We start from the raw sequence: 25,281 nt of genomic DNA, 5'->3' as shown, positions 1-25,281 counted from the left end.
ACGCACATCTGTCCACAGGCATTCGAGTCCGCCACCTCCGCCAACCGTTCGGCAGCGATGGGCGAGTCAGGCTGTGCTCTTGCGGGTGATGACATCTGTCCACAGGAGTCCACAGCAGGCGAGGGCAGCACCCAGTGGAAGAAGTAGTTCGCCGGCTGAGGATGTGAACAGGATGGTGAGTGGAGCGGCGCCCATCAGCTGACCCAGGCCGATGCCGACCACCGGGAGGCCCGCGAGGACGGTGGCCGAGGCTCGGGCGCCGGCCAGTGCGGCTTCGGTGCGGTCTCGAAAGCGGATGCGACCGAGTAGGTCCGATCTGGCGGCCGAGAGCAGTTCCGCCAGGGCAAGGCCGTGGTCTTCGGCCACTCGCCAAGCGGCGGCGACCCTCGACAGTTCCTCGGCGACAACCGAATCCGGTTGAACCCAGCCGTCGGCGCCGGACCCGCCGAGGCGGCTGCGGCCCGCGCTGATCGCCAGTACGCGCGCGGCTTCGCCCCGCGATTCCCCTGCGGCGGATTCGGCCGCCGCGCTCGGGTGCGCACCGACACGGAGCTCGCCGACCACGGCTTCGAGTCCGGCCAGTAGATATCCACATTCGCGGCGTCGCTCGCGGTCACCTCGACCGCGCCGCCTCCGCACGGCCACAGTGGCTCCCAGCATGAGAGCCGCGAGGCCGACACCGGGGCCGAACGCGAATGCCGTACAACCGATTCCGATTCCTGCACACCACTCCACAGGCACCCGCTTCGGTGCACCGCGCCCGCCCGCGCCGAACAACCGCGTGAACCGCCGTTGCCCGCCCGCCACGGGAAGAACCAGCATCGCCACCGCACAACAGAGCAACGCGCTACCCACGAACTCACCCCCTTCTTTACGAAACCTGCTGTTCGGTCACCGATCCCCCGCTGCCGACTTCTCATCCGAGTCGCACCTCGAGTAGTCGCTGGAGTTCACCGACCGCGGGAGTCGGGTGGTTGTCCGATCGCCAGGCGGGGGCGATGTGGACGCCGTCGGAATCTCGTTGCAGGACCCCGATTTCGCGAAGCGCGCGGGTACCGTCTGATCGCCGGTGGACGTGCAGGACCACCTGAACCGCAGCCGCCAGTTGGCTGTGGAGGGCTGCGCGGTCCATACCGCCCAGGGCTGCCAGCGCTTCCAGCCGAGCGGGGACCTCCTGGGGCGAGTTGGCATGGACCGTCCCCGCGCCGCCGTCGTGACCGGTGTTGAGTGCGGTCAGCAGGTCGACGACTTCGGCGCCGCGCACCTCGCCGACGACTATGCGGTCCGGGCGCATGCGCAATGCCTGGCGGACCAGATCGCGGACCGTAACAGCGCCCACCCCTTCGACATTGGCGGTCCGAGCGACCAGGCGTACGACATGGGGATGGACCGGAGCGAGTTCGGCGGCGTCTTCGACGCACACGATTCGTTCCGCGGGATCTACGGCGGCGAGCAACGCCGAGAGCAGGGTGGTCTTCCCTGCGCCGGTACCGCCTACGACGAGGAAGGCGAGGCGGGCGCGGACGATGTCGCCGAGTAGTCGGCGGGCGTCCGGGGGAATCGAACCGGCGGCGGCGAGCGCGTCGAGGCCCTGGGTGGCCGGACGGAGTATGCGCAGGGAGAGGCAGGTGCCGTCATGGGCGACCGGTGCCAGCACCGCGTGCAGTCGCACGCCGAACGCGTCGCCGAGGGCCGCTTCGGTTCCGGCGAGTTTGCCGTCGACCCAGGGTTGGGCGTCGTCGAGTCGGCGGCCCGCTGCCAGAGCCAGGCGCTGGGCGAGGCGGCGAACAGCGGCTTCGTCGGCGAAGCGGACATCGGTCAGCTCCAGCCCGCGCCCACGGTCTACCCAGACCGAATCCGGCGCTGTGACAAGCACATCGGCGACCCGAGGATCGTGCAGCAACGGTTCGAGCAGCCCCGCCCCGGTCATCTCGGTTTGCAGCAGACGCAGAGCTCGGAGCAGGTCGGTGTCGGCGAGCACACCGCCCGCTTCGGTACGGATCGCGGCCGCGAGTTGTGCGGCGTCAGGAACACCCGGATGTTCGGCAAGTCGCTCACGGACGCGTTCGAGGAGATCGACGGTGACGAAGGTGGTCATAGCGCGCTCGCGGAAGTAATCACGAGGCCTCAGCTCCGACCATCGCCAGGACGGCGTCGGCGGCGTCGCGTAGCGGGCCACGACGACGCACACTCAGCCCTCCGCGTTCGAGGCGCGATGCCAGCCCGGCTTGTCCGCGAACCGCGGCCAGGAGCGGCAACCCGAGCAGCTCCGCCACTTCCGTGCCACGCAGACCGCCCGGCGCCGGCCCACGAACAATCAAGCCTCGGTTGGGGTTTCGTTCGCCCAGATATGCCGAGACGACTTCCGCCGCGGCGATGGAGCGCAGCCGCGCCGGCACGATGAGGACGACCAGGTCGGCGGCGTCGAGCATCGCGTCGGCCGCGGGGCCGCGCTCGGACGAGACATCGCAGACGACGAGATCGCCCGCATCCCTGCCGGATTCGATGACCGCGCGCACTGCCGCCGGCGACAGCTCGGTCGATGAGCTGCCGATCCGCGAGTGCTCGGCCGCGGCAGCAGAGACAGTCGGTGACCTACCCTGGCCTGCGACATCGGGGCGCGCTCGCCCGCAGGACAGCACCGCCAAGCCCGCAGACGCGGCGGGCAACGCATTGTGCAGTGCCGCGGCCGACACCCGGCCGTCCTCGATGATCAGGTCGGGCCATCGCAGCCCTGGCACGTTCTCCATGCCCAACACCAGATCTATCCCGCCGTCGAGCGGGGCGCCGTCGATCAGCACCGTGTCGCGACGGATCCGGCGGGCGGCCCCGCGCAGCGCGGTGGCCGCGGCGAGCGTGGATGCCCCGGCGCCGCCACCCGCGCCTACCACCGCGACGACTATCCCTTCCCCCGTGCGGGATTCAGCGTGTTCGGCGAACTGTTCGACCAGTGCGACAGCGCCCGAGGGCAACGCGACGACACGCTCGGCGCCCACCGCGGTCGCCGCCTGCCAGTCGGGCACGGCGGGCTCCCCCTCGGTGACCAGGACCACGCCCGACCGGCGCGGACAGCCGGCGACTGTGGCCGAAACAGCGGCGGCGGTATCGAGGATCACCATCCCGGCCCCTGCCCACGCGTGTCTGCCGACCGGCATCACCCGTTCGTCGGTGACACGCTCGGCGGCCGCCGCGACTCGGCGTACCTCCGCACGCAACCGATCGTCACGCACGAGCACGAGAGCGGGCGCGATGGGTGGGGAGCCACTGCGTATCGGGGCTGGGTTCATGCGACTCAGCGTCGCCGAGCGAGGAGGTTATCAACACCCCGAAAAGGGCGATTGTGGATAACTCGGGGGTGTGGAGAACTTTGACGATCGTCCCGGAAATAGAGGACGGCCCCAGCCGGGGGGGAGGAGGCTGGGGCCGTCGGGTTCAGCCCCGGGGGGTCGGGCTGAACGCGCCTGGACTAAGTCCAGGTGCCAGCAATACTACACCCACCCCCTGCTTCGGGCGCAAGTAGCATTCGCCGACATTCTTCGGCGATTCGCGCCGCCGGGCGTCCTCGGGGCAAACCCTTTTCCACGGTGCGGACAGTCGAATCTGCGGTGAGCGCAGGTCGTGCCTATTCTGTTGACGTGACGCCAGAACGCGACCAGACCTCGCCTACGGACACAAGACTCGGCAAATCGGGCTCGGGCCCGGTGCCGGGTGGGCGGGTGGCCGCGTTCTTCGATCTCGACAAAACGGTGATCGCGAAGTCGAGCGCGTTCGTGTTCAGCAAACCCTTCTACGCACAGGGTCTGCTCAACCGCAGAGCCGTGCTGGAGAGCAGCTACGCACACTTTTTGTTCCTCCTTTCCGGTGCCGATCACGACCAGATGGAACGGATGCGGGCAAACCTCGCGAACATGTGCGCGGGGTGGGATGTGGAGCAGGTGAAAAGCATTGTCGCCGAGACACTTCACGATCTGGTCGACCCGCTGATCTACGCCGAGGCCGCCGATCTGATCGCCGATCACAAGATCCGCGGACATGATGTGGTGATCGTCTCGGCCTCCGGCGAGGAGATCGTCGGGCCGATCGCGGAGGTGCTCGGCGCCTCGCACACCGAGGCGACCCGGATGGTGGTCGAGGACGGCAAGTACACCGGCGACATCGAGTTCTACTGCTACGGCGAGGGCAAGGTCGCCGCGATCGAGAAACTCGCCGCCGAACAGGGCTACGACCTGTCGCGGTGCTACGCCTACTCCGACTCCGTGACCGATGTCCCGATGCTGAGCGCCGTCGGGCATCCGACCGCGGTGAACCCCGATCGCGCGCTGCGCAAGGAAGCGGCGAGCCGTGGCTGGCCGGTGCTCACGTTCTCCAATCCGGTCTCGCTGTGGTCGCGATTCCAGGCGCCGTCGACCACCACCGTCGCCGCGACGGCCGCCGTCGGACTGAGCGCGATCATCGCCGGAGCGATCAGCTACCGATTGCTCCGCAAACGGCGCTGACCGGCTCTCGCCAGCATGAATCTCCGAGCGACACGCCGAATTCACCGGGATTCGGTAATGCTCTCGAAACCCTTGATGTGAGTGCCGTCACAGTGTAAGAATGGAGGCACGGAAGGACGGAAGGCCAAGACGGAGCCGGAAGAGAAGGTTTCGCCTCCCATCCCACCCTTCCCAGCACGGACACCAGGCACCCACGCGGAGCGCGCCGCGACAAGGCCGAAAGAGTTGTGGGCCTGCGAAATTCGAGCCGACGTCGGCGAAGGCCTCGCACAGGTTGCGGGGATGAACCGGCGGGGTTGGGATGATCGCCGAGGCCACCGAACACAACCCACCCTGCACGCTTGGTAACCGGGTGTTCCGTGCTAGCGGGCGGTGAGGTCGAGCAATCGACAACGCCGCCCGTTTCGATGTGTGCGGCCGGCTCAGCCCGCCGCCGCGTCGGCGATCGAGTTCGCTTCGCGGGCACCGTCTTCCAGCGCCCCCGCGCAGAACAGCACCCAGCCGCCGACGCCCTCCGCGGTGCCCATGCCGAATCCGGCGGCCGCGTCGAGGTAGGCCTGACGGCGGCGCAACCAGAACACCTCGGGCACGCCGAGGCTGTGCGGATCCAATCCGCTGGCCACCGCGACCAGGCGCGAGGCAGCGCGCGCGACCACACCGTCGCCGGTGCCGAACGGACGCAGCGACAGCAGCTCGCCGTGCACGATCGCGGCGACCACCGGGGCGGGCGCCTTACTCGACTGGACGGTTTGTGCGAGCATGTCCAGCCGTTCGGCGACGCCGGGAGCCGAACGCGGGCGGCCGAGCTCCTGCTCATCGGTCACCATGTCGGCGGCGGCGAGCAGGTGCAGCCGTGCCAGCGCTTGCAGCGGCGCGCGCCGCCAGGTCCCGACGAGGTTGGTGAGCGCGTCACCGTCGAGCGCCTGACCCACCCGCAACGCGCCGGCCAGCACCGGATCGCTGACCTGGCCGTCGGCGGGCAGGTCGGTGCTCGCGCCTTCGATGGCCGCCGAGGAACGGGCGGCCCGGACGGCGGCTTCGGCGGCGGTGGTCGCCCAGCCGCGTCGGTTCGACTTGTGCCGATGCACGGCCGCGAGCGCGTCGCGCGCCTTGTCGGCGGCCTCGCGCACGCCGGGCAGGTCGACCAGGGGCTGCAGCGGATCAGTCACGGCATGGAGGTTACCGCTCGTACAGTGCGGCCCCCACGGTCACGTATAGCCCGCGCACCGTCGGCCAGCTGCGATCGGGCCACGGCACCTCGGCGAGCCGCTTGGCCGCCGGGGTCACCGCCCTGCGCCGCCGCGCTTCCCGCTCGGCCAGCCGTTCCGCGTCGATCCGATCCACCGGCGTCTCCAACCCCTGCGATCCACACCGCACCACCTCGGACGAGCCCACGGTACGCCGCCGTGTGGGCTCTCGAAGAGGTTTCAAGAGCCCGACTACCCCCACCGTCTAGAACTCGGCGAACAACGCGCACATGTCGGTGTCGAGCAGGTCGACCCGACCGATGGCCACCAGACTGTCCCGACTTCTCCACACCCCGGCCACCGCACTCCTGACCCCCAAGGGCCGAACACCTCTACCCCGTGAGCAGCTCCCGCCCCGGAATCGCCTCGAGCAACGCCCGCGTGTACTCCTCGCGCGGCGACGCGAACACCTCGTCGGTCGTCGCCGCCTCGACCACTTTCCCTTCCCGCATGACCAGTACGTTGTCCGCGATCTGCCGCACGACCGCGAGGTCGTGGGTGATGAACAGGTACGTCAGCCCCAGCTCGGCCTGCAGGTCGTTGAGCAACGTGAGGATCTGAGCCTGGACCAGCACGTCCAGGGCCGAGACCGCCTCGTCACAGACCACCATTTCCGGCGAGAGGGCCAGTGCGCGGGCGATCGCCACCCGCTGACGTTGCCCACCCGACAACTCGTTGGGATAGCGCCGCAGCACCGTCGTCGGCAGCGACACCTTGTCGAGCAGATCGCGCACCACCGCTTCGCGCTCGGCGGCGGTCCCGATCTTGTGCACCCGCAGCGGTTCCTCGATCGTGCGGAAGATCGAGTACATCGGGTCGAGCGAGCCGTACGGGTTCTGGAAGATCGGCTGTACCCGGCGACGGAAAGCGAACGCGCCCTTGCTGTCCAGCTTCGCGACGTCCTTGCCATCGAAAGCCACGGTGCCCGAGGTCGGTTCGAGCAGGCCGAGCACCATCTGCGCGATGGTCGACTTGCCCGAGCCCGACTCGCCGACGATCGCGGTGGTGGTACCTCGGTCGACGGTGAAACTCACGTCGTCGACGGCCACGAAGTCGGCCGACTGCCACGGCCGCTTGCCGCGAATCTTGAACGCCTTGGACAGGTTTCGCACCTCGAGCACGGCGTCGGAACGATCGTCGGAGACCTTCTCCGCGACCTCGACGGCTCGAGTACGCACTGCGGCCCGCTGCCGCGACGACGACATTCGCGATGCCGCCAGCGACGGCGCGGAATTCACCAGCTTCTTGGTGTAGGCATGCTGCGGATCGCGCAGAATCTGCAGCGCGGGACCGGATTCCACCACCTTGCCGCGATACATCACCACCAGGTGCTCGGCCCGTTCCGCGGCGAGGCCGAGGTCGTGGGTGATCAGCAGCACCGCGGTACCGAGCTCGGTGGTGAGCTTTTCGAGATGACCGAGGATCTGGCGCTGCACCGTGACGTCGAGTGCCGAGGTCGGCTCGTCGGCGATCAGCAGTTTCGGCCTGCACGACAGGCCGATCGCGATGAGCGCGCGCTGGCGCATACCGCCGGAGAACTCGTGCGGGTACTGGTTCACCCTGCGTTCGGCATCGGACATCCCCGCCTCGGCCAGCAGTTCCACCGCGCGTTTGCGGGCGCCGTCGCCGGTGGCGATGCCGTTGGCCACCAGGGTTTCCCTGATCTGGAAGCCGATCTTCCACACCGGATTCAGGTTCGACATCGGATCCTGCGGGACCAGGCCGATGCCGTTGCCGCGAATCGCGACGATCTCCTTCTCCGACGCCTCGGTCAGGTCCTTGCCGTCGAACAGGATGGAACCGCCGGTCACCTTGCCGGTGCCGGGCAGCAGGTTGATGATCGCGTGCGCGGTCGTCGACTTGCCGGAGCCGGATTCGCCGACGATGGCGACGGTCTGGCCGGGATAGACGGTGAGGTTCACCCCGCGCACGGCGGGAATCCGGTTGCCGTCGGAGGTGAAACTGACGTCCAGGTCGCGGATTTCGAGCAGCGGCTTCATCGGGTGCGCTCCTTCGGATCGAGCGCGTCGCGTACCGCGTCGCCGAGCATGATGAAGCTCAGCACCGTGATGGCCAGCGCGGTCGCCGGATAGAACAGGATCGGCGAGGTACGGATCTCGGTCTTGGCGCGGTCGATATCGGCGCCCCACGACACGATGCTCGGCGGCAGTCCGACGCCGAGGTAGGACAGCGTCGCCTCGGTGACGATGAAGACGCCGAGCCAGATCGTGGCGACCACGATCAGCGGACTCGCCGAGTTCGGCAGCACGTGCTTCATCAGTTGGCCGAGCCGTGAGACACCCAGCGCCTTGGCCGCGGTGACATATTCGCTGTTCTTGGCCTCGATCACCGCGCCACGCGTGATACGCGCGGCCTGCGGCCAGGTGAAGGCCACCAGGATCGCGACGACCGTCATGATCCCCGCGGGCCGCAGCAGCTGCAGCAGCACGATCGCGGCCAGCACCATCGGAATGGCGTAGAAGATCTCGGCGATGCGCGAGACGATCGTGTCGAGCAGACCGCCGTAGAAGCCGGAAACCGCGCCGAGGATGCCGCCCACCAGCAGAAACAGCATCGCCGATGCGATGCCGACGCTCACCGACGCACGCGCGCCGTAGATGGTGCGGGCGTAGACGTCGCAGCCCTGCTTGTCGAAGCCGAACGGATGACCCTCGCGCGGGCCGTCCATGCCGAACTCGCCGAGGCACAACCGCGGGTCCTGATCGGTGAACAGCGCGGGCCACACCACCACGAGCATGACGAACACGATCAACACCACCGAGACCGCGAACACCGGGTTGCGGCGCAGTCGCCGCCACGCGTCGCCCCAGATGCTGGTCGGGGTGCCCTTGTCCAGGACACGGTCGGTGGCGAGCACCTCCACCTCTTCGGCAGGGGCCACGAAATGCTGTTGTTTGTCATGCATAGCGGATCCTCGGGTCCAGGACGGCGTAGAGCAGGTCGATCACGAGGTTGACGATCAGGAACACCACCACCAGCACCGTCACGAACGACACCACGGTGGGCGGCTCGCCACGGATGATCGCCTGGTACATGGTGCCGCCGACGCCGGGGATGTTGAAGATGCCCTCGGTGACGATCGCCCCCGCCATCAGCGCACCGAAATCGGCGCCGAGAAAGGTGACGACCGGGATCATCGAATTCCGCAGAATGTGCACCGACACCACGCGGCGACGGCCGAGCCCCTTGGCCGTCGCCGTGCGAACGAAATCGGCGGTTTTGTTCTCCGCCACCGAGTTCCGGGTCAATCGCAGCACATAGGCGAAGGACAGCGACCCGAGCACGAACGCGGGGACGATCAACTCGCTCAGGCTCGCTTTACCCGTGACCGTGACCGGGGCGATCCCCCATTTGACGCCGAGAAAGAATTGCGCGAGATAACCGACGACGAACACCGGCAGCGCGATGATGATCAGGCTCGCGATGAGCATCGTCGAATCGAAGAGCTTGCCCTTGCGCAGCCCGGCGATCATGCCGAAGACGATGCCGAACAAACCTTCGATGAATACGGCGAGAAACGCCAGTCTGATAGTGATCGGAAAGGCGCGTTCGAGTTCTTCGCGGACCGGCCTGCCCGAGAACGAGGTGCCGAAATCTAAAGTGAGAATCCCTTTCAAATAATGCAGATATTGCACGATAAAGGGCTGATCGAGGTGATATCGGGCGCGCAGTACCGCCTCGGCCGCCGGCGTCAACTGTTTCTCGCCGGCCAACGCCTTGATGGGGTCGCCCGGAATCAGAAAGACCATTGCATAGATGAGCAGCGTCGCGCCCAGGAATACCGGGATCATCTGGAGCAGACGCCGAACTACGTACCAAGCCATCGCTTCCTCCGAAAACGACTGGGGCCGAGCCACCTCGCAGTGACCCGGCCCAGCTGTCGAGTTCTATTTCTCGATGTTCTCGAAGTCGAACAGGCCGTTCCAGGTGAGCTCGGCCTTGGTGACCTTGTCCGAGCGGCCCGCGTTGGCGACGTAGTCGAACACTGGGATGTCTGCCATCTCCTTGATCATGATCGCCTGCGCCTGCGCGATCAGCTTGTAGGAATCCGCCTGTGTGGGGGCGGCGAGGGCGGCGTCGAACAGCCGGTCCACCTCGGGATTGTTGTAGTCGACGTTGTTGGTCTCGGAGAAGCTGTAGTACTGCGAACTGAGGAACTGCATCATCGTCGGGTAGTCGCCCTGCCAGCCGTAGCGGAACGCGGTACCGATCGTCTTGGCGTTCACCGCGTCACGGATGTTCTTGAACGTCGGCATCGGGTTGGCGACCGCGTCGATGCCGAGGGTGTTCTTCACGCTGTTGGCGACCGCTTCGATCCAGGCCTGGTGACCGCCGTCGCTGTTGTAGGTGATCTGGTACTGACCCGACCACGGCGCGATCGCGTCGGCCTGCGCCCACAGCTTCTTGGCCTGATCGGGGTTGTAATCGAACACTTCCGCACCGGGCAGGTTCGCGTCGTAGCCGGGCAGGGTCGCGGCGGTGAAGTCACGCGACGGCGTGCGCGTGCCGTTGAAGATCTTGTCGATGATCTGCGGGCGGTTGATCGCCATCGAGATGGCCTTGCGCCGCAGAATGCCTTCCTCGCCACCGAAATGCGGCACGGTGGTCTGGATACCGATGTGCTGGTTCTGCGCGGTCGGCTTGGTGATCGCGCGGTCACCGAGGTCGCTCTGGTACGTGGTGATCGCGCTGTCGGGAATGGTGTCGAGGGTGTCGAGATTTCCGGCCTGCAGGTCCGCGTACGCGGTATCGAAGGACTGGTACATCACGAACCGGAGGCCCTTGTTCTTGGCAGGCCTGCCACCGGGATAGTCCGGGTTGGGCGTGAGATCGATCTTGACGTTGTGCTCCCACGAACCGAATGCGTAGGGGCCGTTGCCGATCGGCTTCTCACCGAACGCCTTCATATCCTTGAAGGCGGCATCGGGCAGCGGATAGAACGGCGCGTAGCCGAGCGCGCTCTCGAAGTCGATCGAGGGCGACTTCAACTCGACGGTGAACGTGCGGTCGTCGACGACTTTCAAGCCCGACATCGTCTTGACGGTGGGCTTCTCGGCGCTTACGTCGTCGAATCCGACAATCGGGCTGTACACATAACTTTGCAGCTGCGCGTTGTCGGCGAGTGCGCCGTAGTTCCACGCGTCGACGAACGATTTCGCGGTCACCGTGGTGCCGTCGGTGAACTTCCAATTCGGCTTGATGGTGATCTTGTACGATTTCCGATCAGCCGTCTCGATCTTCTCGGCCACCTCGTCGTGGGCCACACCGTTGGCGTCGTAGTACTTCAGCCCGGCGAACAAGCGATCGACAACGCGACCACCCATGTTCTCGTTGGTATTACTCGGTACCAACGGATTCTGCGGCTCGCCGGCATTGGTGGTGACAATGCTCGAATCAACACTGTCCTCGGACGAGCACGCGGTGAGACCGAGGCTTGTGGCCACCAGTCCCGCCGCGACCAGCGCGGTCGCTTTGATGAATCTCAACGCTCTCTCCCGGTTCGATTCCGTGGCTAACGGTCGGAGGTTAGCGGCTCCGGCTGGATTTTTCAGCGATCCGAGCCATTTTCACTTCACATGTATCAGTACGGTTACTCGCTGGAAACTCAGGAAGAATTGCCGAGCCCCTCGCCCTCGGCAGAAAAATATGAACAATAATCGGAAACCATCAGCTGAACCGTTGAGTAAAAACGATAGCCCGCGACCGGCCGGTCTGTCCGCGAAGTCATCGGATGAACCAGCCCTGTTGACCACCGCGAAACATCGCCGGGGACAACGGTCCACCTCGGTGGGGTCAGTTGACTAGTGTCGAGACAGCCGGGCCGCACCCCGGCGACCGACCCGACCGCACCAGGCATGTGAGGCTGAAACGACGTGACCGAAACCGCTGCAGGACACCAGGATTCGTTTCCGCCGAGTGCGGAATTCGCCGCCGCCGCCAACGCGGACGCCGCGCTCTACCAGCGAGGCGAGACCGACCGCGACGGCTTCTGGGCCGAACAGGCCAACCGGTTGCACTGGCACAAGCCCTTCACCGAGGTGCTCGACTGGACCGACGCGCCGGTCGCGCGCTGGTTCGGCGACGGCGAGCTCAACGTCTCCTACAACTGCGTCGACCGCCACGTCATCGACGGACACGGCGACCAGGTCGCCATCCACTGGGAAGGCGAACCGGGCGACTCGCGCGACATCACCTACGCCGAACTGCTGGCGGAAGTCTCGCGGGCGGCGAACTACCTGACCGAACTCGGGCTGGAGGCAGGCGATCGCGTTGCCGTCTACATGCCGATGGTGCCCGAGGCCATCGTGGCGATGCTGGCGTGCGCGCGGCTGGGGCTCACGCACTCGGTGGTGTTCGCGGGATTCTCGCCCAGCGCGCTGCGTCAGCGGGTCGACGATGCCGAAGCCCGGTTGATCATCACCACCGACGGCCAGTGGCGGCGGGGCAAGCCCGCACCGCTCAAGGAGGCCGTCGACGAGGCGCTGGCGGCCAAGGGTGACGTGCCGTCGTCGGTGGAGCACGTGCTCGTGGTGCGCCGGGTCGGCACGGAGGTGCCGTGGACCGACGGGCGCGATCTGTGGTGGCACGAGACCGTCGCGGTCGCTTCGCCTTCGCACGAGGCACAACCCTTCCCCGCCGAACACCCACTGTTCATCCTCTACACCTCCGGCACCACCGGAAAGCCCAAGGGAATCCTGCACACCACCGGCGGCTACCTCACCCAAACCGCCTACACCCACCACAACGTCTTCGACCACAAACCAGGAAACGACGTCTACTGGTGCACCGCCGACATCGGCTGGGTCACCGGCCACAGCTACATCGTCTACGGACCACTCGCCAACCGCGCCACCCAGGTCGTCTACGAAGGCACCCCCAACTCCCCCGACGAACACCGACACTTCCAGATCATCGAAAAATACGGCGTCACCATCTACTACACCGCACCCACCCTGATCCGCACCTTCATGAAATGGGGCCGCGAAATCCCCGACGCACACGATCTGAGCACCCTGCGCGTACTCGGCTCCGTCGGCGAACCGATCAACCCCGAAGCATGGCGCTGGTACCGAGAAGTATTCGGCGCGAACAAGACCCCGATCGTCGATACCTGGTGGCAGACCGAGACCGGCGCCATCATGATCTCCCCGCTGCCGGGCGTCACCGCGACCAAGCCCGGCGCGGCGATGGGTCCGTTGCCCGGGATCTCCGCGACGGTCGTCGACGAAGAGGGCAACCCGGTGCAGCTCGGGGAGACCGAGGCCAACGGATACCTCGTGCTGGACAAGCCGTGGCCGTCGATGCTGCGCGGCATCTGGGGCGACATGGATCGCTACCGGGCCACCTACTGGGAGCGCTACGCCGAGCAGGGGTGGTACTTCGCGGGCGACGGCGCCAAGCTCGACGCCGACGGTGACCTGTGGGTGCTCGGCCGGGTCGACGACGTCATGAACGTCTCCGGGCATCGCATCTCCACCGCCGAGGTCGAATCCGCGCTGGTGGGGCATCCGGCCGTCGCCGAGGCCGCGGTGGTCGGCGCCACGGACGCGACCACCGGGCAGGGGATCGTCGCGTTCGTCATCCTCACCGGTGAGGCGTCGGGGTCGGCCGGGCCCGACCTGGTCGCCGAACTGAAGGCACAGGTGTCCAAGGAGATCAGCCCCATCGCCAGGCCGCGTGAGATCCACATCGTGCCGGAGCTGCCGAAAACTCGCAGCGGCAAGATCATGCGCAGGCTGCTGCGCGATGTGGCCGAGGGGCGCGAGCTCGGCGACACCTCGACCCTGGTCGATCCGGGCGTCTTCGAGGCCATCCGCGCCGAGAGCAAGTGACGTGCGCCCGGCCGGCGACACCCGATGTCGCCGGCCGGGTCCGTTAGGATCACATCAAGGTGTGCCGGGAAGTCTGGTCGGCATGCGGTCGTGCATCGAGTTGATGAGCGTCCGCAGCTCAGTCGACCCCTGCCGGAAGGCTTGCCCTTGATCACGCGCGTTCGCTCGGAGCTCACCCGCTATCTCCGCACCGAGACGGTCGGCGGTGCGCTACTCCTCGTGGCCGCCGCGGTGGCCCTGATCTGGGTGAACTCGCCGTGGGGCGCGAGCTATCAGACGATGATCGACACCCAGCTCGACATTCCCGCGCTGCACCTGGACCTCACCCTGGCCGACTGGTCCAAGGACGGGTTGCTCGCGATCTTCTTCTTCGTCGCCGGGCTCGAGCTCAAACGCGAGTTCGCCGTCGGTGAGCTGGCCGACCCGAAACGGGCCGCGCTGCCGATCGTCGCCGCGGTGGGCGGTGTGATCACCCCGGCCCTGATCGCGCTGGTGGTGGGCCACGGCGTGCCCGGTATGGACAAGGGCTGGGCCATTCCCGTCGCCACCGATATCGCCTTCGCCCTCGCGATCCTCGCGATGACCGGTTCGCGGATTCCCGCCAGCGCGCGGGTGTTCCTGCTGAGCCTGGCCGTGGTCGACGACCTGCTCGCCATCATTCTCATCGCGGTGCTGTTCACCGCCTCGCTGTCGCTGCTGTGGCTGGTCGCCGCCATCGCCTGCTGCGGTGCCTGGGCGCTGGCCCAGAAGCTGCGACTGCACACGCCGCTGTTCTACCTTCCGGTCGCGCTGGTGTGCTGGTACTCGCTACACGAGGCGGGCATCCATCCGACGCTGGCCGGTGTCGCGCTGGGGCTGCTCACCAGGGTCCGCAAGGATCCCGGCGAGAAAACCGCGCCCGCGACGCATCTCGAGCATGTGGTGCAACCGATCTCGGCCGGGTTCTGTGTGCCGGTGTTCGCACTGTTCGCCTCCGGTGTGCCACTCGACAGCGCGGTGTTCGGATCACTGTTCACCGACCGGCTCTCACTGGCGATCATCCTCGGGCTGTTGTTCGGCAAGACAATCGGGATCTTCGGTGTGAGCTGGGTGGTTATCAAGCTCGGCTGGGCGAAACGCCCAGGCGGACTGGAGTATCGCGACATGTTCGCCCTGTCGGTACTCGGCGCGATCGGGTTCACCGTTAGCCTTCTCGTGGCGGAACTCGCGCTCGCCGACGTCGGCACCGATGCAGTCGATCTTGCCAAGGCCGCCGTTCTGGTGACCTCGATGGCAGCATCGCTGATCGGATCGGCGCTACTGTTGCGCCGAGGACGTGTGCACCAGGCGCGCCGCGATGCAGACCAGTTACCACAGGGAGAAGGGTCGACGAAGTGAGTTACACCCAAGGCGGAAATGACGGTCGGACGGTCACTTCGATCCCGTTGACCGACGCCAATCCGCCCGGATCGGCGAGCATCGGCAGCCTCGTGCGCGATGCCACCGAGCAGATGTCGACACTGGTTCGCGCCGAGGTGGCGCTGGCCAAGGCCGAGGTCACCGGTGAGATCAAGAAGGGCCTCACCGGCAGCGTCTTCTTCATCCTCGCGCTGACAGTGCTGCTGTTCAGCTCGTTCTTTTTCTTCTTCTTCCTCGCCGAGCTGCTCGACATGTGGCTGTGGCGCTGGGCCGCGTTCCTGATCGTGTTCCTGCTGATGGTGCTCACCACTGTCTTGCTGGCATTGCTCGGGTGGCTCAAGGTACGGAAGGTACGCGCGCCGGAGAAGACGATCGGCTCGCTCAAGCAGGCCGCCGAGGTGCTGCCTGCGGCGTTCACTCACCGCGATCCGGCCGACGCGCATGCGGCCATCGGATCTCGTGGTGCGGGCGCCACTTCGCTGGACAAGTCGAGCAACCGATGACGCGCCGGGCGGGCCCGGTCGCAACAGCCGGACCCGCCCACTAGGCTCGATCGGCGTGTCGGCTAACTCATTCCCGGATCCCTCCAGCGTCCGTTTCGACGGACCGTGGACCCACCGGGACGTGCACGCCAACGGAATCAGATTCCATGTCGTCGAAGCCGACGGTACGGACCGCTCCGAGGCGCCCCTGGTGCTGCTGCTGCACGGTTTCGCCGACTTCTGGTGGTCGTGGCGGCATCAGCTGACCGCGCTCGCCGACCACGGGTATCGCACCGTCGCGGTGGACCTGCGCGGCTACGGCGACACCGACAAACCACCGCGCGGCTACGACGGGTGGACCCTCGCCGGCGACATCGCCGGACTGATCCGGGCACTCGGACACACCGAGGCCACGCTCGTCGGGCACGCCGAAGGCGGACTGGTCTGCTGGGCCACCGCGGTGCTGCATCCGCGGCTGGTCCGCTCGATCGCACTCGTCAGCTCGCCGCATCCCGCCGCGCTGAAGAGCGCTGTCCTGCGCGATCCGGCGCAACGCGCCACCTGGCTCCCCGATTTCCTGCGGTATCAGCTGCCCCGCTATCCCGAGAACCTGCTCACCCGGCGTGGCGGAGCCGAGGTCGAACGGCTGCTGCACGATCGGGTCGGTGAGCCCTGGTCACGCACTGCCGAATTCGTCGAGACCGCGTCTCGGATGCGCCATGCCATCCGGATCCCGGGGGCGGCGCACAGTGCGCTGGAATATCAGCGCTGGGCGTTTCGCAGTCAGTGGCGGCCCGACGGTAAGCGGTTCATGGCCACGATGCGCACGCCGATCGACATTCCGGTACTGATGCTGCGCGGCGAGCACGATCGGTATCTGCTCGACGCCACGTTCCAGCGTGGGGAGCAGTGGTCTCCTCATCGGACGCTGGTGTCGATTCCCGATGCCGGGCATTACGCGCACCAGGAGAACCCGGGCAGGGTGAACGAGGTGCTGACGACGCGCTGGCGCGAACAGAATGGGGTGAACGGGTCGCCGCACGACGACCTGGTCTCTCCGTAATTTGGAGCTGACGGGCTCGGAGTCGCTCAAAGGCATATCGGGTTCGACCGGGTCCGGGTTGCTGGGGGCTGTGTTTTTGGAGCGCTGGCGCGCTCGAGCGGGGCCCTGGAGGCCCCGATCTTCCCTCCCTACAGGTACTCCTTCGTCGCACCCTTCGGTCAGTCCAGATCGGGGCGGGCCCCTTTGGGTAGGGACATACGGGGTGAACCCTGGCCCCGGGGGGAAGGGAGGGGGTGGTCAGCTCAGGACGCAGGCGCCGGTGTTCACCGGGGCGCGGCTCGGGGCTGCTGCGGTCAGTTCCGAGGCGACTTCGTTCAGGGTGAGCACGTAGCCCGTGTCGTCGTCGGTGACGGCCGCGCCGAAGACCACGCCGAGTAGCTGTCCCTCGGCGTCGACCAGTGGTCCGCCCGAGTTGCCCGCGCGGACCTGGCCGCGGACGGTGTACACCTCACGCTCGACGGTGCCGTCGCGGTGGATGGTCGGGCCGGTGAGGTCGAGGGTCTCGCGGACGCGGGCGGCGCTGGCCGTGTACGGCCCGCCACCGGGGTAACCGAGCACGATCGCGCTCTCGCCCGAACTCGCGGGCTCGGGGGCCTGTTTCAGGACCGGAGCGGTGAGCCCCGGTACCGCGAGGACCGCGATGTCCTTGGACGGATCGAACAGCACCACGGTGGCATCGAGCGGGCCACGGGCGGTATCGACCGACACGGTGTTGGTGCCGGCGACGACGTGCGCGTTGGTCATCACACGTTCCGGCGCGACCACGAAGCCCGAGCCCTCGAGCGCCCGCTGGCAACTCGGCGCCGTGCCGCGGATGCGCAGCACGCTCTGCTGCAACGAGGCCGCTACCGGGCTCGCCAGTACGGAAGGATCCGGCGGTTCGACGGCGGCGATCGGCGCACGGCCGAACGGGCCGATCACATCGGGCAGCCCCGACGTGTCGAGCAGCCTGGAGAATTCGTTGGGTACCTTGCGCAACCAGTCCGGCGCGACGGAGTTCACGTCGGCGAGAACCTTCGACCCGTTGATCGCGGCGGCGACCGCGGGTTGGGACGCGGTAGCCAGCGGCAACGCGAGCAGCCAGGCCGCGACCAGCACGGTCACCGCCTGCAACATCGCGCCGACGACGCTGTCCACACTGCGCGCGACCGGCTGACGGATGCTGGTGCGCGCGGCCCGGCCGAGCACCATGCCCGCGACCTCGCCCACGATCACCAGCAGCACGATCAGCAGGATGCCGCCGAGTACCCGACTGCGGCCCTCACTGAGGTGTTTGAGGATGTGCGGCGCGATCAGGATGCCCGCGACCGCGCCCAACGCGACGCCGAAGAACGCCAGCGCCGACGCCACCGCGCCTTGCCGCCAGCCGGTGGACGCCGCGACCAGCGCGATCAACACCACCACGATATCGAGCCATACCGAGGCGCTCACAGGGTCATTCCGACCGCAGCCAGCGAGCTCTCCAGGTCACGCACGTCGCCCCGATCCCAGTTTCTTTCCCACCCAGCGGATTTGATGATGCCGGCGAGGATACCGCCGGTGAGTCCCCACACCAGCATGCCGTCGACCTGGAACGCGGGGCTCTGGTAGCCGAGACTGCCACGCACCATGAATCTGTGTGCTGGATCGAGCAATTCGGCGAGCGGCACACGCACGACACGCTCGGTTTCGCCCTGATCGACGACGCGGACCGGGCTGGGTGCTCGCCAGTAGCCGAGCACCGGGGTGACGTCGAATTTCGACGGCGGCACGAACAGTTTCGGCAGCAGCGCGAACGGCTCGACGCCCGAGGGGTCGAGACCGGTTTCCTCGGCTGCCTCGCGCAACGCGGTGCCGACCGGGCCGTCGTCGCCGGGATCCTCGGCGCCGCCGGGGAAGGCGATCTGGCCGCGGTGCTGTCGCATGGTGGAAGCGCGCTGGGTGAGCAGGACGTCGGCGTCGGCGGGCACCCCGCCGGGCATCGACTCGTCGGCGTCGGGCGAACCGCCGAACAGCACGAGGACGGCGGCCTGGCGCGGTTTGCCGGTGATGGACATGGCCCGGCGCAGTGCGCGGGAGGTAGCGAGGGTGTCGTCGGCATCGGGGCCGCCGGTTCTGGTCGCGGTGCGCAACCAGGGCGGAATGCTGGAATCGTCGAGCCTCGCTACATCGTTCACGCCATCGCCTTCGATCCGCACGCCACCATTACGTCCTCTGTCATACCGTTACACCGAGCTTCGCGGCTACCGTATCCGCGATGTCGGCCACGTCGGCAAAGGTACGCACCTCCACGCTCGCGATGGTGCCATCGGCTCGCACCAGAACCGAAACGGGCAGGACCGCGGGCGCACCCACCGCGCTGCGGACGGCGGCCTGCGGATCCTCGACACCGGGCAGGGTGATGCCGAGTCCGCTCAGCCGCGACAGCGCCTTCGCCTCGTCGGGATCGCTGTGCACGGTCATGACCGTGAGTTGCGAGCCTGCCCGCTGCGCGAATTCCTGCAGGTGGGGCAGTTCGACGGCGCAGGGGCCACACCAGTAGGCCCAGAGATTGAGCAGCGCGGGCTTTCCGGCAAGGACGGCCGCGAGATCGATGGGCTTGCCATCGGCCAGACAGCTCAGCGTGAGACCGGCCAAGGGACCCGACCCGGTCGCCACCGCGGTCGCCGGTGCCGGGCACGGCGCCGACCCCGCCGCTGCTCGTTCCTCGGCCGACACGCCCGACGTCTGTGGCGATGTCTGCGAAACGGTGCCGGCGGTCTCGGCGGTCTCGGCGCTCTCACGTGGCCACAGCGCCACCGTGGCCGCCGCGAGCAAGATCACCGCGGCGAGCACCCAGCGCAACGCGGGCCGCCGCAGCAGCGAGGGTTCGCTCACAGGCCGACCATGTTCAGCAGGTGTTCACGCTCTGGCCCCTTCACCAACTCCGCGGCCACCGCGGGATCGGTCGGGCCGAGCCCGAACGACGGGCAGTCGTCAGCGAGCACACACGCGCCACAGGCCGGTTTGCGCGCATGGCACACCCGACGCCCCTGGAAGATCACCCGGTGCGAGAGCATCGTCCAGTCCTTGCGCTCGAACAGCGCGCCGACCGCATGCTCGACCTTGACCGGATCTTCCTCGTCGGTCCACTTCCAGCGGCGCACCAACCGGCCGAAGTGGGTGTCGACGGTGATGCCGGGAACATCGAACGCGTTGCCGAGGATGACGTTGGCGGTCTTGCGCCCGATCCCGGGCAATTTCACCAATTCGTCCAGAGTGTGAGGCAACTCACCGTCGTATTTTTCGATCAGCGCCTGACCGAGGCCGATCAGCGAACTGGTCTTGTTCCGGTAGAAGCCGGTGGGCCTGATGTATTCCTCCAGCTCCACCCGGTTGGCCTGCGCGTAGTCGTAGGCGCTGCGGTACTTCGCGAACAGGGCCGGAGTGGTGAGGTTCACCCGGACGTCGGTGCACTGGGCGGACAGGATCGTCGCGACGGCCAGTTCCAACGGAGTGGTGAAGTCGAGCTCGCAGTGCGCGTCGGGGAACGCCGCGGCGAGCGTGCGGTTGATCCGACGTGCGCGACGAACGAGTCCGATCCGCGTTTCCGCAGCTATCGCACGGTTCTTGCGCTTGCGCGCGGCGGTGAGACCGGTGGGCGCGGCGGCCGTTTCCACGGCCGGATCGGCATCGCCCGCGGCGGCGGGGGCAGGGGAAACGGGCACTGCTTCACCATACGGAACCACTACGACAACATTGCCCGGCCAGTTTGCCCGCTGTGTTCCATCTGAGACCTGGACCGTGTTTACTGCCAGTCATGCAAGGACTCGCTGTGGTGCTCTTCCCAGTGCTGTTGATGCTGTTCGCGCTGGGGATGGAGCGGGTCGAGAATCGGCTCCGAAAGCTTCTCGAACCCGACGAAGAGGTTCAGCAGTACCTGGACAACGCAAGCAACGCCGAAGTGAAAGAGCTGACGAAGCTCGGCCTGCCCGCCGCCGTGGCGCGCGTGCGCAAGCGCCGTTCCCGCACCTCCGAATTGGATGTGGCCAGGGCAAGCTGACCGATAGCTAAACGATAGATTCTCAACGCGCAATCCACTCTTTACGTGGTGTCTGTCACTGCGGTGCCGGAATGCCGCGTAGACTGCGCGGTTGGTCGATTCGCTCGACCAGGTTCGCAAGCCATATCCCATAAGGAGCACATTCGTGGACGAGGCCCTCGCCAGAGCAGGCATCTTCCAAGGCGTCGAGCCCACCGCGGTGGCCGCGCTCGCCAAGCAGCTGCAGCCGGTAGATTTTCCGCGCGGCCACGTCATCTTCAACGAGGGCGAACCCGGCGATCGGCTGTACATCATCACGACGGGCAAGGTGAAGATCGGCCGACGGTCCCCGGACGGCAGGGAGAACCTGCTGACCATCATGGGTCCGTCCGACATGTTCGGTGAACTGTCGATCTTCGACCCGGGCCCGCGTACCTCGACCGCCACCACGGTCACCGAGGTCCGCGCCGTGACGATGGACCGCGACGCTCTCAAGTCGTGGATCGATCAGCGCCCCGAGATCGCTGAGCAGCTGCTGCGCGTGCTGGCACGACGCCTTCGCCGCACCAACAACAACCTCGCCGACCTGATCTTCACCGACGTGCCAGGTCGCGTCGCCAAGGCGCTGCTGCAGCTCGCACAGCGTTTCGGCACCCAGGAAGCGGGCGCGCTGCGCGTGACCCACGACCTGACCCAGGAAGAGATCGCCCAGCTGGTCGGCGCTTCCCGGGAAACCGTCAACAAGGCGCTCGCCGACTTCGCTCATCGCGGGTGGCTGCGGCTCGAGGGCAAGAGCGTGCTGATCTCGGATTCCGAGCGTTTGGCACGTCGCGCTCGCTGACGTTCGAACACTAGGCCGTCCCGGTACGACGGGGCCGCGTCTGTGTGTGGGCTCATGAGGAGAGGGCCTCGTCCACACCAGCGCGGACTTGTCGTGCCGGGACGTCTGCGTTGTCGCCGTGATACGACTCGATCGCCGACGGAGCAAGCGCGTCGGCGATCGAGTCGGTATCAGTTCTGTTCGGCTCGCAGATATTCCAGCTGTGCCTGCACCGAACTGCGGGCAGCGGGCCACAGCCGTTTGTCCACATCGGCGTACACCTTGCGGACCACCGCGAGGGCGCCCGCGTCGGAACCCAGTTCCACCAGCGCGGCCCGCACCTGATCGAGCCGCTCACGCCGGTGGTCGAGGTAGTACTGCACCACCGGTACCGCATCGGGATGATCGGGCCCGTGCGCGGGCAGCAATGCCTTGCCCTCGCCCAGCTCACGGAGCTTTTCCAGGGACGCGAGGAAACTCGCCAGCGCACCCGGCGCGGATTCGAGCACGGTGGTGCCACGGCCGAGGACCGTGTCACCGGTGAGCACCGCGTCGTCGAGCAGCAGGCTCACCGAATCGGTGGTGTGCCCCGGCGTGCCGAGCACCGTGACCCGCAGGCCGGCGACCTCGATGACCTCGCCGTCGGCCAACGGCACGACCGCACCGCGCAGATACGCCGGATCCACCGAACGCACCGGCGTCCCGGTGGCCTTCACCAGGTGATCGATACCGCCGGTGTGATCGTGGTGGTGATGGGTGATCAGGGTCAGCGCGATCCGGCCGCCGGTGGCCTCGACGATGCCGGCGGTGTGTTTCTTGTCCTTCGGTCCCGGATCGACGACCACATAGGAATCGCTGTCCGGGCCGCGCAGCAGCCAGGTGTTGGTTCCGTCGAGCGTCATCTGACCGGGGTTGTCGGCCAGAAGTACCGATGCTGTCGGGGTGACCTGCCTGACCTGGCCGTACGCGGGATGTTCTGATGCCATGACGGCTACCTATCCGACCTCGACGATCAATTCCACCTCGACCGGCGTGTTCTTGGGCAGTTCCGAGACGCCGACCGCCGAGCGCGCGTGCACGCCCGCCTCGCCGAACACCTCACCGAGGAACTCCGACGCGCCGTTGATCACGATCGGCTGATCGCCGAATCCCGGCGCCGAGGCGACGAATCCGACGACCTTCACGACCCGCACCACCTGGTCGAGCCCGACCAGGTCGTGCACGGCGGCGAGCGCGTTCAACGCGCACAGCCGAGCTGCCTCCTTGGCCTGCTCCACATCCACCTCGGCCCCGACCTTGCCGACCGCCGACAATTCACCGTCGACGAAGGGCAACTGGCCGGAGGTGTACACCAGTGAACCGGTGCGCACAGCGGGGATGTAGGCCGCGACAGGAGGGGCGACCGGCGGCAGCGTGACACCGAGCCGGTCGAGCGCGTCCTTCCACGCGGTGGCCACGGTTACTTCTGCCGCTTCAGGTAGGCGACGTGCTGTTCTCCGGTCGGTCCCGGCAGCACCGAAACCAGCTCCCAGCCGTCGGACCCCCACTGGTCGAGGATCTGCTTTGTCGCGTGCGTCAACAGCGGCACGGTCGCGTACTCCCATTGGGTGACTTCACTCATGGGGTGAGTTTAGGGCTCACCCCGAACGTCTGGGAGAAACGGGTTATAGGCTCGGCGACGTGGGAGCACCAACAGTAGAGCCGGTTTCGTCGGTTCCCGGACCGTCGACCGGATGGCCACAGCGCGCGGCCAAGGCCCGCTTGCACTACGTGACCGGCAAGGGAGGCACCGGCAAGTCGACCGTTTCGGCCGCACTCGCACTCGCGCTCGCCGCAGGGGGGCGCAAAGTGCTGCTGGTCGAGGTCGAGAGTCGCCAGTCCATCGCGCAACTCTTCGACCGGCCACCGTTGCCGCCCACCGAGACCCTGATCGCCAGCGCCGACGGCGGTGGCGAAGTGACGGCCCTGGCGCTCGACATCGAGTACGCGTTCCTCGAATACCTCGACATGTTCTACAACCTCGGCTTCGCGGGGCGGGCGATGCGCCGGATGGGCGCCATCGAGTTCGTCACCACCATCGCGCCAGGTCTGCGCGACGTGATCCTCACCGGCAAGATCAAAGAGTGCGTGGTGCGGGTCGGCAAGGACGGCAAGCCCGCCTATGACGACATCGTCGTCGACGCGCCGCCGACCGGCCGGATCGCCGGTTTCCTCGACGTCACCACGGCCATGGCCGAGATCGCCAAGGGCGGTCCGATCGCCTCGCAGGCCGAGGGCGTGTCCAAGCTGCTGCACTCCGATCAGACGATGATCCACCTGGTGACGCTGCTCGAGGCGCTGCCGGTGCAGGAGACCGCCGACGCGATCGCCGAACTCACCGCCGACGATCTGCGGATCGGCACGGTGATCGTCAACCGAGCGGCCACCGCCGAACTCACCCCGGCCCAGCGTGACGCGGTCGTGGCGGGCGAACTCGACACCGCCGCCATCGCCGCCGACCTGGCGAAGGCAGGCATCGTCCTGTCCGAGTCGGACTTCGACGGCCTGATCGCCGAAACGGTCGACCACGCGACGGTGCTCACGGCACAGAACGTGAGTGCCGCCGAACTGGCGCAGATCGATGTCCCCCAGCTGTCACTGCCCGCCCTCGGCGACGGCATCGACCTGGGCGGCCTCTACGAACTGGCCGAACAGCTATCCGCGCAGGGAGTCCGATGAGCGAGCACGTTTCCACCCCGCCCTTATTGGACGTTTCGAAGATCATCGCCGATCCGAACGCCAAGGTGATCGTGTGCTGCGGGTCCGGCGGGGTCGGCAAGACCACCACCGCGGCCTCGATCGCGCTGCGCGCGGCGGAATCGGGTCGCAAGGTGGTGGTGCTGACCATCGATCCGGCACGCAGGCTGGCGCAGTCGCTCGGCGTGGCCGAGCTGGACAACAACCCGCAGCGCGTGGAACTCGGTCCCGAGGTGCCCGGCGAGCTGCACGCGATGATGCTGAACATGCGCCGCACCTTCGACGACATGGTGCTCGAGCACACCAGCCCGGACAAGGCCGAGCAGATCTTCGCCAATCCGATCTATCAGACGGTGGCGTCCTCGTTCGGCGGCACACAGGAATACATGGCGATGGAGAAGCTCGGCCAGCTGGCCGCGCGCAAGGAGTGGGACCTGATCGTGGTCGACACTCCGCCCTCGCGCAACGCGCTGGATTTCCTCGACGCGCCCAAGCGGCTCGGCACCTTCCTCAACGGCAAGATGATCCGGTTGATCATGGCGCCGGGGCGTGGCGTGGGCCGGCTCGTCACCGGGGCGATGAGCCTGGCGATGCGTGGCGTCTCGACCATCGTCGGTGGGCAGTTGCTCAAGGACGCCTCGACGTTCCTGCAGTCGCTGGAGTCGCTGTTCGGTGGGTTCCAGGATCGGGCCGAACGCACCTTCGCGATGCTGTCCAAGCCGGGCACCCATTTCCTGGTGGTCGCCGCGCCGGAGCCGGACGCGCTGCGCGAGGCGTCGTTCTTCGTCGACCGGCTGTCGACCGAGAAGATGCCGCTGGCCGGTCTGGTGCTGAACCGGACCCATCCCGCGCTGTCGGAGCTGTCCGGTGATCACGCGCTGACCGCTGCGGACCAGGTGGCCGATTCGGACCCGCTGATCGCCTCGGTGCTGCGCATCCACGCCGATCGGGTGTCGACAGCAGCACGGGAGCGGCGGCTGCTGCATCGGTTCACCGGAGCGCATCCGCACGTGCAGATCGTCTCCGTGACGGCGCTGCCGTTCGAGGTCTCGGACCTCGAAGCGTTGCGTGCGGTGGGCGATCAACTGACAGGTACTCCGGCTTCGGCCTGACTGATTCAGACAAATCCGCTATAGCTGACAATCCGGTAACACTCACGAACGGCGCCGATTCCGCAAACCATGCG

24 protein-coding genes and 1 pseudogene are annotated in these 25,281 nt (G+C 67.1%); 9 read left to right on the top strand and 16 right to left on the bottom strand.

Translation table 11 applies throughout. From position 1 onward, the window contains the following. Positions 1-66 precede the first annotated feature (66 nt). The 3 genes from QX204_RS33890 to ssd form a co-directional block, all read right to left on the bottom strand. Positions 67-822, bottom strand: a complete 756-nt coding sequence (locus QX204_RS33890; RefSeq protein ID WP_301904538.1) for a hypothetical protein — start codon at positions 820-822, stop codon at positions 67-69. Positions 823-916: 94 nt separating this feature from the next. Beyond that, entirely contained in the window at positions 917-2,098 is a 1,182-nt protein-coding gene (locus tag QX204_RS33885) for a TadA family conjugal transfer-associated ATPase (RefSeq protein ID WP_301904537.1), read from the bottom strand. Positions 2,099-2,117: 19 nt separating this feature from the next. Further along, a complete protein-coding gene (ssd, locus tag QX204_RS33880; protein ID WP_301904536.1) occupies positions 2,118-3,287 on the bottom strand; it encodes a septum site-determining protein Ssd in 1,170 nt (389 codons plus the stop codon). 426 nt (positions 3,288-3,713) lie between these two features. On the opposite strand from ssd, the pseudogene QX204_RS33875 reads away from it, so the two are divergent. Then, positions 3,714-4,496, top strand: a pseudogene (locus QX204_RS33875) (HAD-IB family hydrolase); the annotation flags it as partial. A 422-nt stretch (positions 4,497-4,918) separates the two neighbouring features. Here the strand turns inward: QX204_RS33875 and QX204_RS33870 are convergent. From QX204_RS33870 to QX204_RS33845, 6 genes are all read right to left on the bottom strand, one after another. Next, positions 4,919-5,665, bottom strand: coding sequence for a Fic family protein (locus QX204_RS33870; protein WP_301904535.1), 747 nt, complete (start codon positions 5,663-5,665; stop codon positions 4,919-4,921). Positions 5,666-5,675: 10 nt separating this feature from the next. Continuing rightward, complete coding sequence (locus QX204_RS33865; RefSeq protein WP_301904534.1) at positions 5,676-5,891, bottom strand: hypothetical protein; 216 nt, start codon at positions 5,889-5,891, stop codon at positions 5,676-5,678. Positions 5,892-6,075: 184 nt separating this feature from the next. Beyond that, positions 6,076-7,743 (bottom strand): ABC transporter ATP-binding protein, encoded by a 1,668-nt coding sequence (locus QX204_RS33860; protein WP_301904533.1) that lies wholly within the window; start codon positions 7,741-7,743, stop codon positions 6,076-6,078. Next, a complete protein-coding gene (locus QX204_RS33855) occupies positions 7,740-8,669 on the bottom strand; it encodes an ABC transporter permease (protein ID WP_301904532.1) in 930 nt (309 codons plus the stop codon). Before QX204_RS33855 ends, QX204_RS33860 begins: the two co-directional genes overlap by 4 nt. Further along, positions 8,662-9,588, bottom strand: a complete 927-nt coding sequence (locus QX204_RS33850; RefSeq protein WP_301904531.1) for an ABC transporter permease — start codon at positions 9,586-9,588, stop codon at positions 8,662-8,664. Before QX204_RS33850 ends, QX204_RS33855 begins: the two co-directional genes overlap by 8 nt. A gap of 63 nt (positions 9,589-9,651) precedes the next feature. Continuing rightward, a complete protein-coding gene (locus tag QX204_RS33845) occupies positions 9,652-11,250 on the bottom strand; it encodes a peptide ABC transporter substrate-binding protein (RefSeq protein ID WP_301904529.1) in 1,599 nt (532 codons plus the stop codon). Between the two features lie 387 nt (positions 11,251-11,637). Here QX204_RS33845 and acs point away from each other — a divergent pair, with 387 nt between their 5' ends. The 4 genes from acs to QX204_RS33825 all read left to right on the top strand — a co-directional run bounded on the left by acs (position 11,638) and on the right by QX204_RS33825 (position 16,539). Further along, the gene (gene acs / locus QX204_RS33840) at positions 11,638-13,596 is read left to right on the top strand and encodes an acetate--CoA ligase (RefSeq protein WP_301904528.1); all 1,959 of its coding nucleotides are present in this window, start codon (positions 11,638-11,640) and stop codon (positions 13,594-13,596) included. Between the two features lie 147 nt (positions 13,597-13,743). After that, positions 13,744-14,973, top strand: coding sequence for a Na+/H+ antiporter NhaA (gene nhaA, locus QX204_RS33835; RefSeq protein WP_301904527.1), 1,230 nt, complete (start codon positions 13,744-13,746; stop codon positions 14,971-14,973). Continuing rightward, a complete protein-coding gene (locus QX204_RS33830; RefSeq protein ID WP_301904526.1) occupies positions 14,970-15,497 on the top strand; it encodes a phage holin family protein in 528 nt (175 codons plus the stop codon). Before nhaA ends, QX204_RS33830 begins: the two co-directional genes overlap by 4 nt. A 55-nt stretch (positions 15,498-15,552) precedes the next feature. Then, on the top strand, positions 15,553-16,539 hold the full coding sequence (locus QX204_RS33825) for an alpha/beta fold hydrolase (RefSeq protein WP_301904524.1): 987 nt from the start codon (positions 15,553-15,555) through the stop codon (positions 16,537-16,539). Positions 16,540-16,776: 237 nt separating this feature from the next. On the opposite strand, the gene QX204_RS33820 is transcribed toward QX204_RS33825, so the two are convergent. The 4 genes from QX204_RS33820 to nth are packed head-to-tail and all read right to left on the bottom strand — an operon-like array spanning position 16,777 to position 20,117. After that, complete coding sequence (locus tag QX204_RS33820) at positions 16,777-17,970, bottom strand: MarP family serine protease (protein WP_301904523.1); 1,194 nt, start codon at positions 17,968-17,970, stop codon at positions 16,777-16,779. Continuing rightward, positions 17,967-18,695 carry an NUDIX hydrolase gene (locus QX204_RS33815; protein ID WP_301904522.1) on the bottom strand — a complete coding sequence of 243 codons (729 nt, stop codon included), beginning with the start codon at positions 18,693-18,695 and terminating at the stop codon, positions 17,967-17,969. Before QX204_RS33815 ends, QX204_RS33820 begins: the two co-directional genes overlap by 4 nt. Positions 18,696-18,735: 40 nt before the next feature. After that, positions 18,736-19,395, bottom strand: a complete 660-nt coding sequence (locus QX204_RS33810) for a TlpA family protein disulfide reductase (RefSeq protein WP_301904521.1) — start codon at positions 19,393-19,395, stop codon at positions 18,736-18,738. Beyond that, positions 19,392-20,117: an endonuclease III gene (gene nth, locus QX204_RS33805; RefSeq protein ID WP_301908205.1), complete on the bottom strand. Its 726-nt coding sequence runs from the start codon at positions 20,115-20,117 to the stop codon at positions 19,392-19,394. The genes QX204_RS33810 and nth overlap by 4 nt, the downstream gene beginning before the upstream one ends. A gap of 200 nt (positions 20,118-20,317) precedes the next feature. Here nth and QX204_RS33800 point away from each other — a divergent pair, with 200 nt between their 5' ends. Together QX204_RS33800 and QX204_RS33795 are read left to right on the top strand one after the other, a co-directional pair. Next, positions 20,318-20,560 carry a hypothetical protein gene (locus QX204_RS33800; protein WP_056821920.1) on the top strand — a complete coding sequence of 81 codons (243 nt, stop codon included), beginning with the start codon at positions 20,318-20,320 and terminating at the stop codon, positions 20,558-20,560. A 145-nt stretch (positions 20,561-20,705) separates the two neighbouring features. After that, positions 20,706-21,380 (top strand): Crp/Fnr family transcriptional regulator, encoded by a 675-nt coding sequence (locus QX204_RS33795; protein WP_040703546.1) that lies wholly within the window; start codon positions 20,706-20,708, stop codon positions 21,378-21,380. Between the two features lie 170 nt (positions 21,381-21,550). Here the strand turns inward: QX204_RS33795 and QX204_RS33790 are convergent, their stop codons facing one another. Genes QX204_RS33790 through QX204_RS33780 form a run of 3 tightly spaced genes read right to left on the bottom strand, consistent with a single transcriptional unit; the run spans position 21,551 to position 22,980 of the window. Then, the gene (locus QX204_RS33790; protein ID WP_301904519.1) at positions 21,551-22,345 is read right to left on the bottom strand and encodes an MBL fold metallo-hydrolase; all 795 of its coding nucleotides are present in this window, start codon (positions 22,343-22,345) and stop codon (positions 21,551-21,553) included. Between the two features lie 9 nt (positions 22,346-22,354). Continuing rightward, positions 22,355-22,816, bottom strand: a complete 462-nt coding sequence (locus QX204_RS33785; RefSeq protein ID WP_301904518.1) for a RidA family protein — start codon at positions 22,814-22,816, stop codon at positions 22,355-22,357. Positions 22,817-22,818: 2 nt separating this feature from the next. Beyond that, positions 22,819-22,980 carry a Sp36 family protein gene (locus QX204_RS33780; protein WP_301904517.1) on the bottom strand — a complete coding sequence of 54 codons (162 nt, stop codon included), beginning with the start codon at positions 22,978-22,980 and terminating at the stop codon, positions 22,819-22,821. Between the two features lie 59 nt (positions 22,981-23,039). On the opposite strand from QX204_RS33780, the gene QX204_RS33775 reads away from it, so the two are divergent. Both QX204_RS33775 and QX204_RS33770 read left to right on the top strand, forming a co-directional pair. Further along, positions 23,040-24,077 (top strand): ATPase BagA, encoded by a 1,038-nt coding sequence (locus QX204_RS33775; protein ID WP_301904515.1) that lies wholly within the window; start codon positions 23,040-23,042, stop codon positions 24,075-24,077. Next, positions 24,074-25,207 (top strand): ATPase BagB, encoded by a 1,134-nt coding sequence (locus QX204_RS33770; protein WP_301904514.1) that lies wholly within the window; start codon positions 24,074-24,076, stop codon positions 25,205-25,207. Before QX204_RS33775 ends, QX204_RS33770 begins: the two co-directional genes overlap by 4 nt. Positions 25,208-25,281 lie beyond the last annotated feature (74 nt).

The sequence above is a fragment of the Nocardia sp. PE-7 genome (assembly GCF_030486425.1).
Classification (GTDB): Bacteria; Actinomycetota; Actinomycetes; order Mycobacteriales; family Mycobacteriaceae; genus Nocardia; species Nocardia salmonicida_A.
Note: the sequence above shows the minus strand (reverse complement) of the source record. Positions and strands in the feature narration are given on the sequence as shown.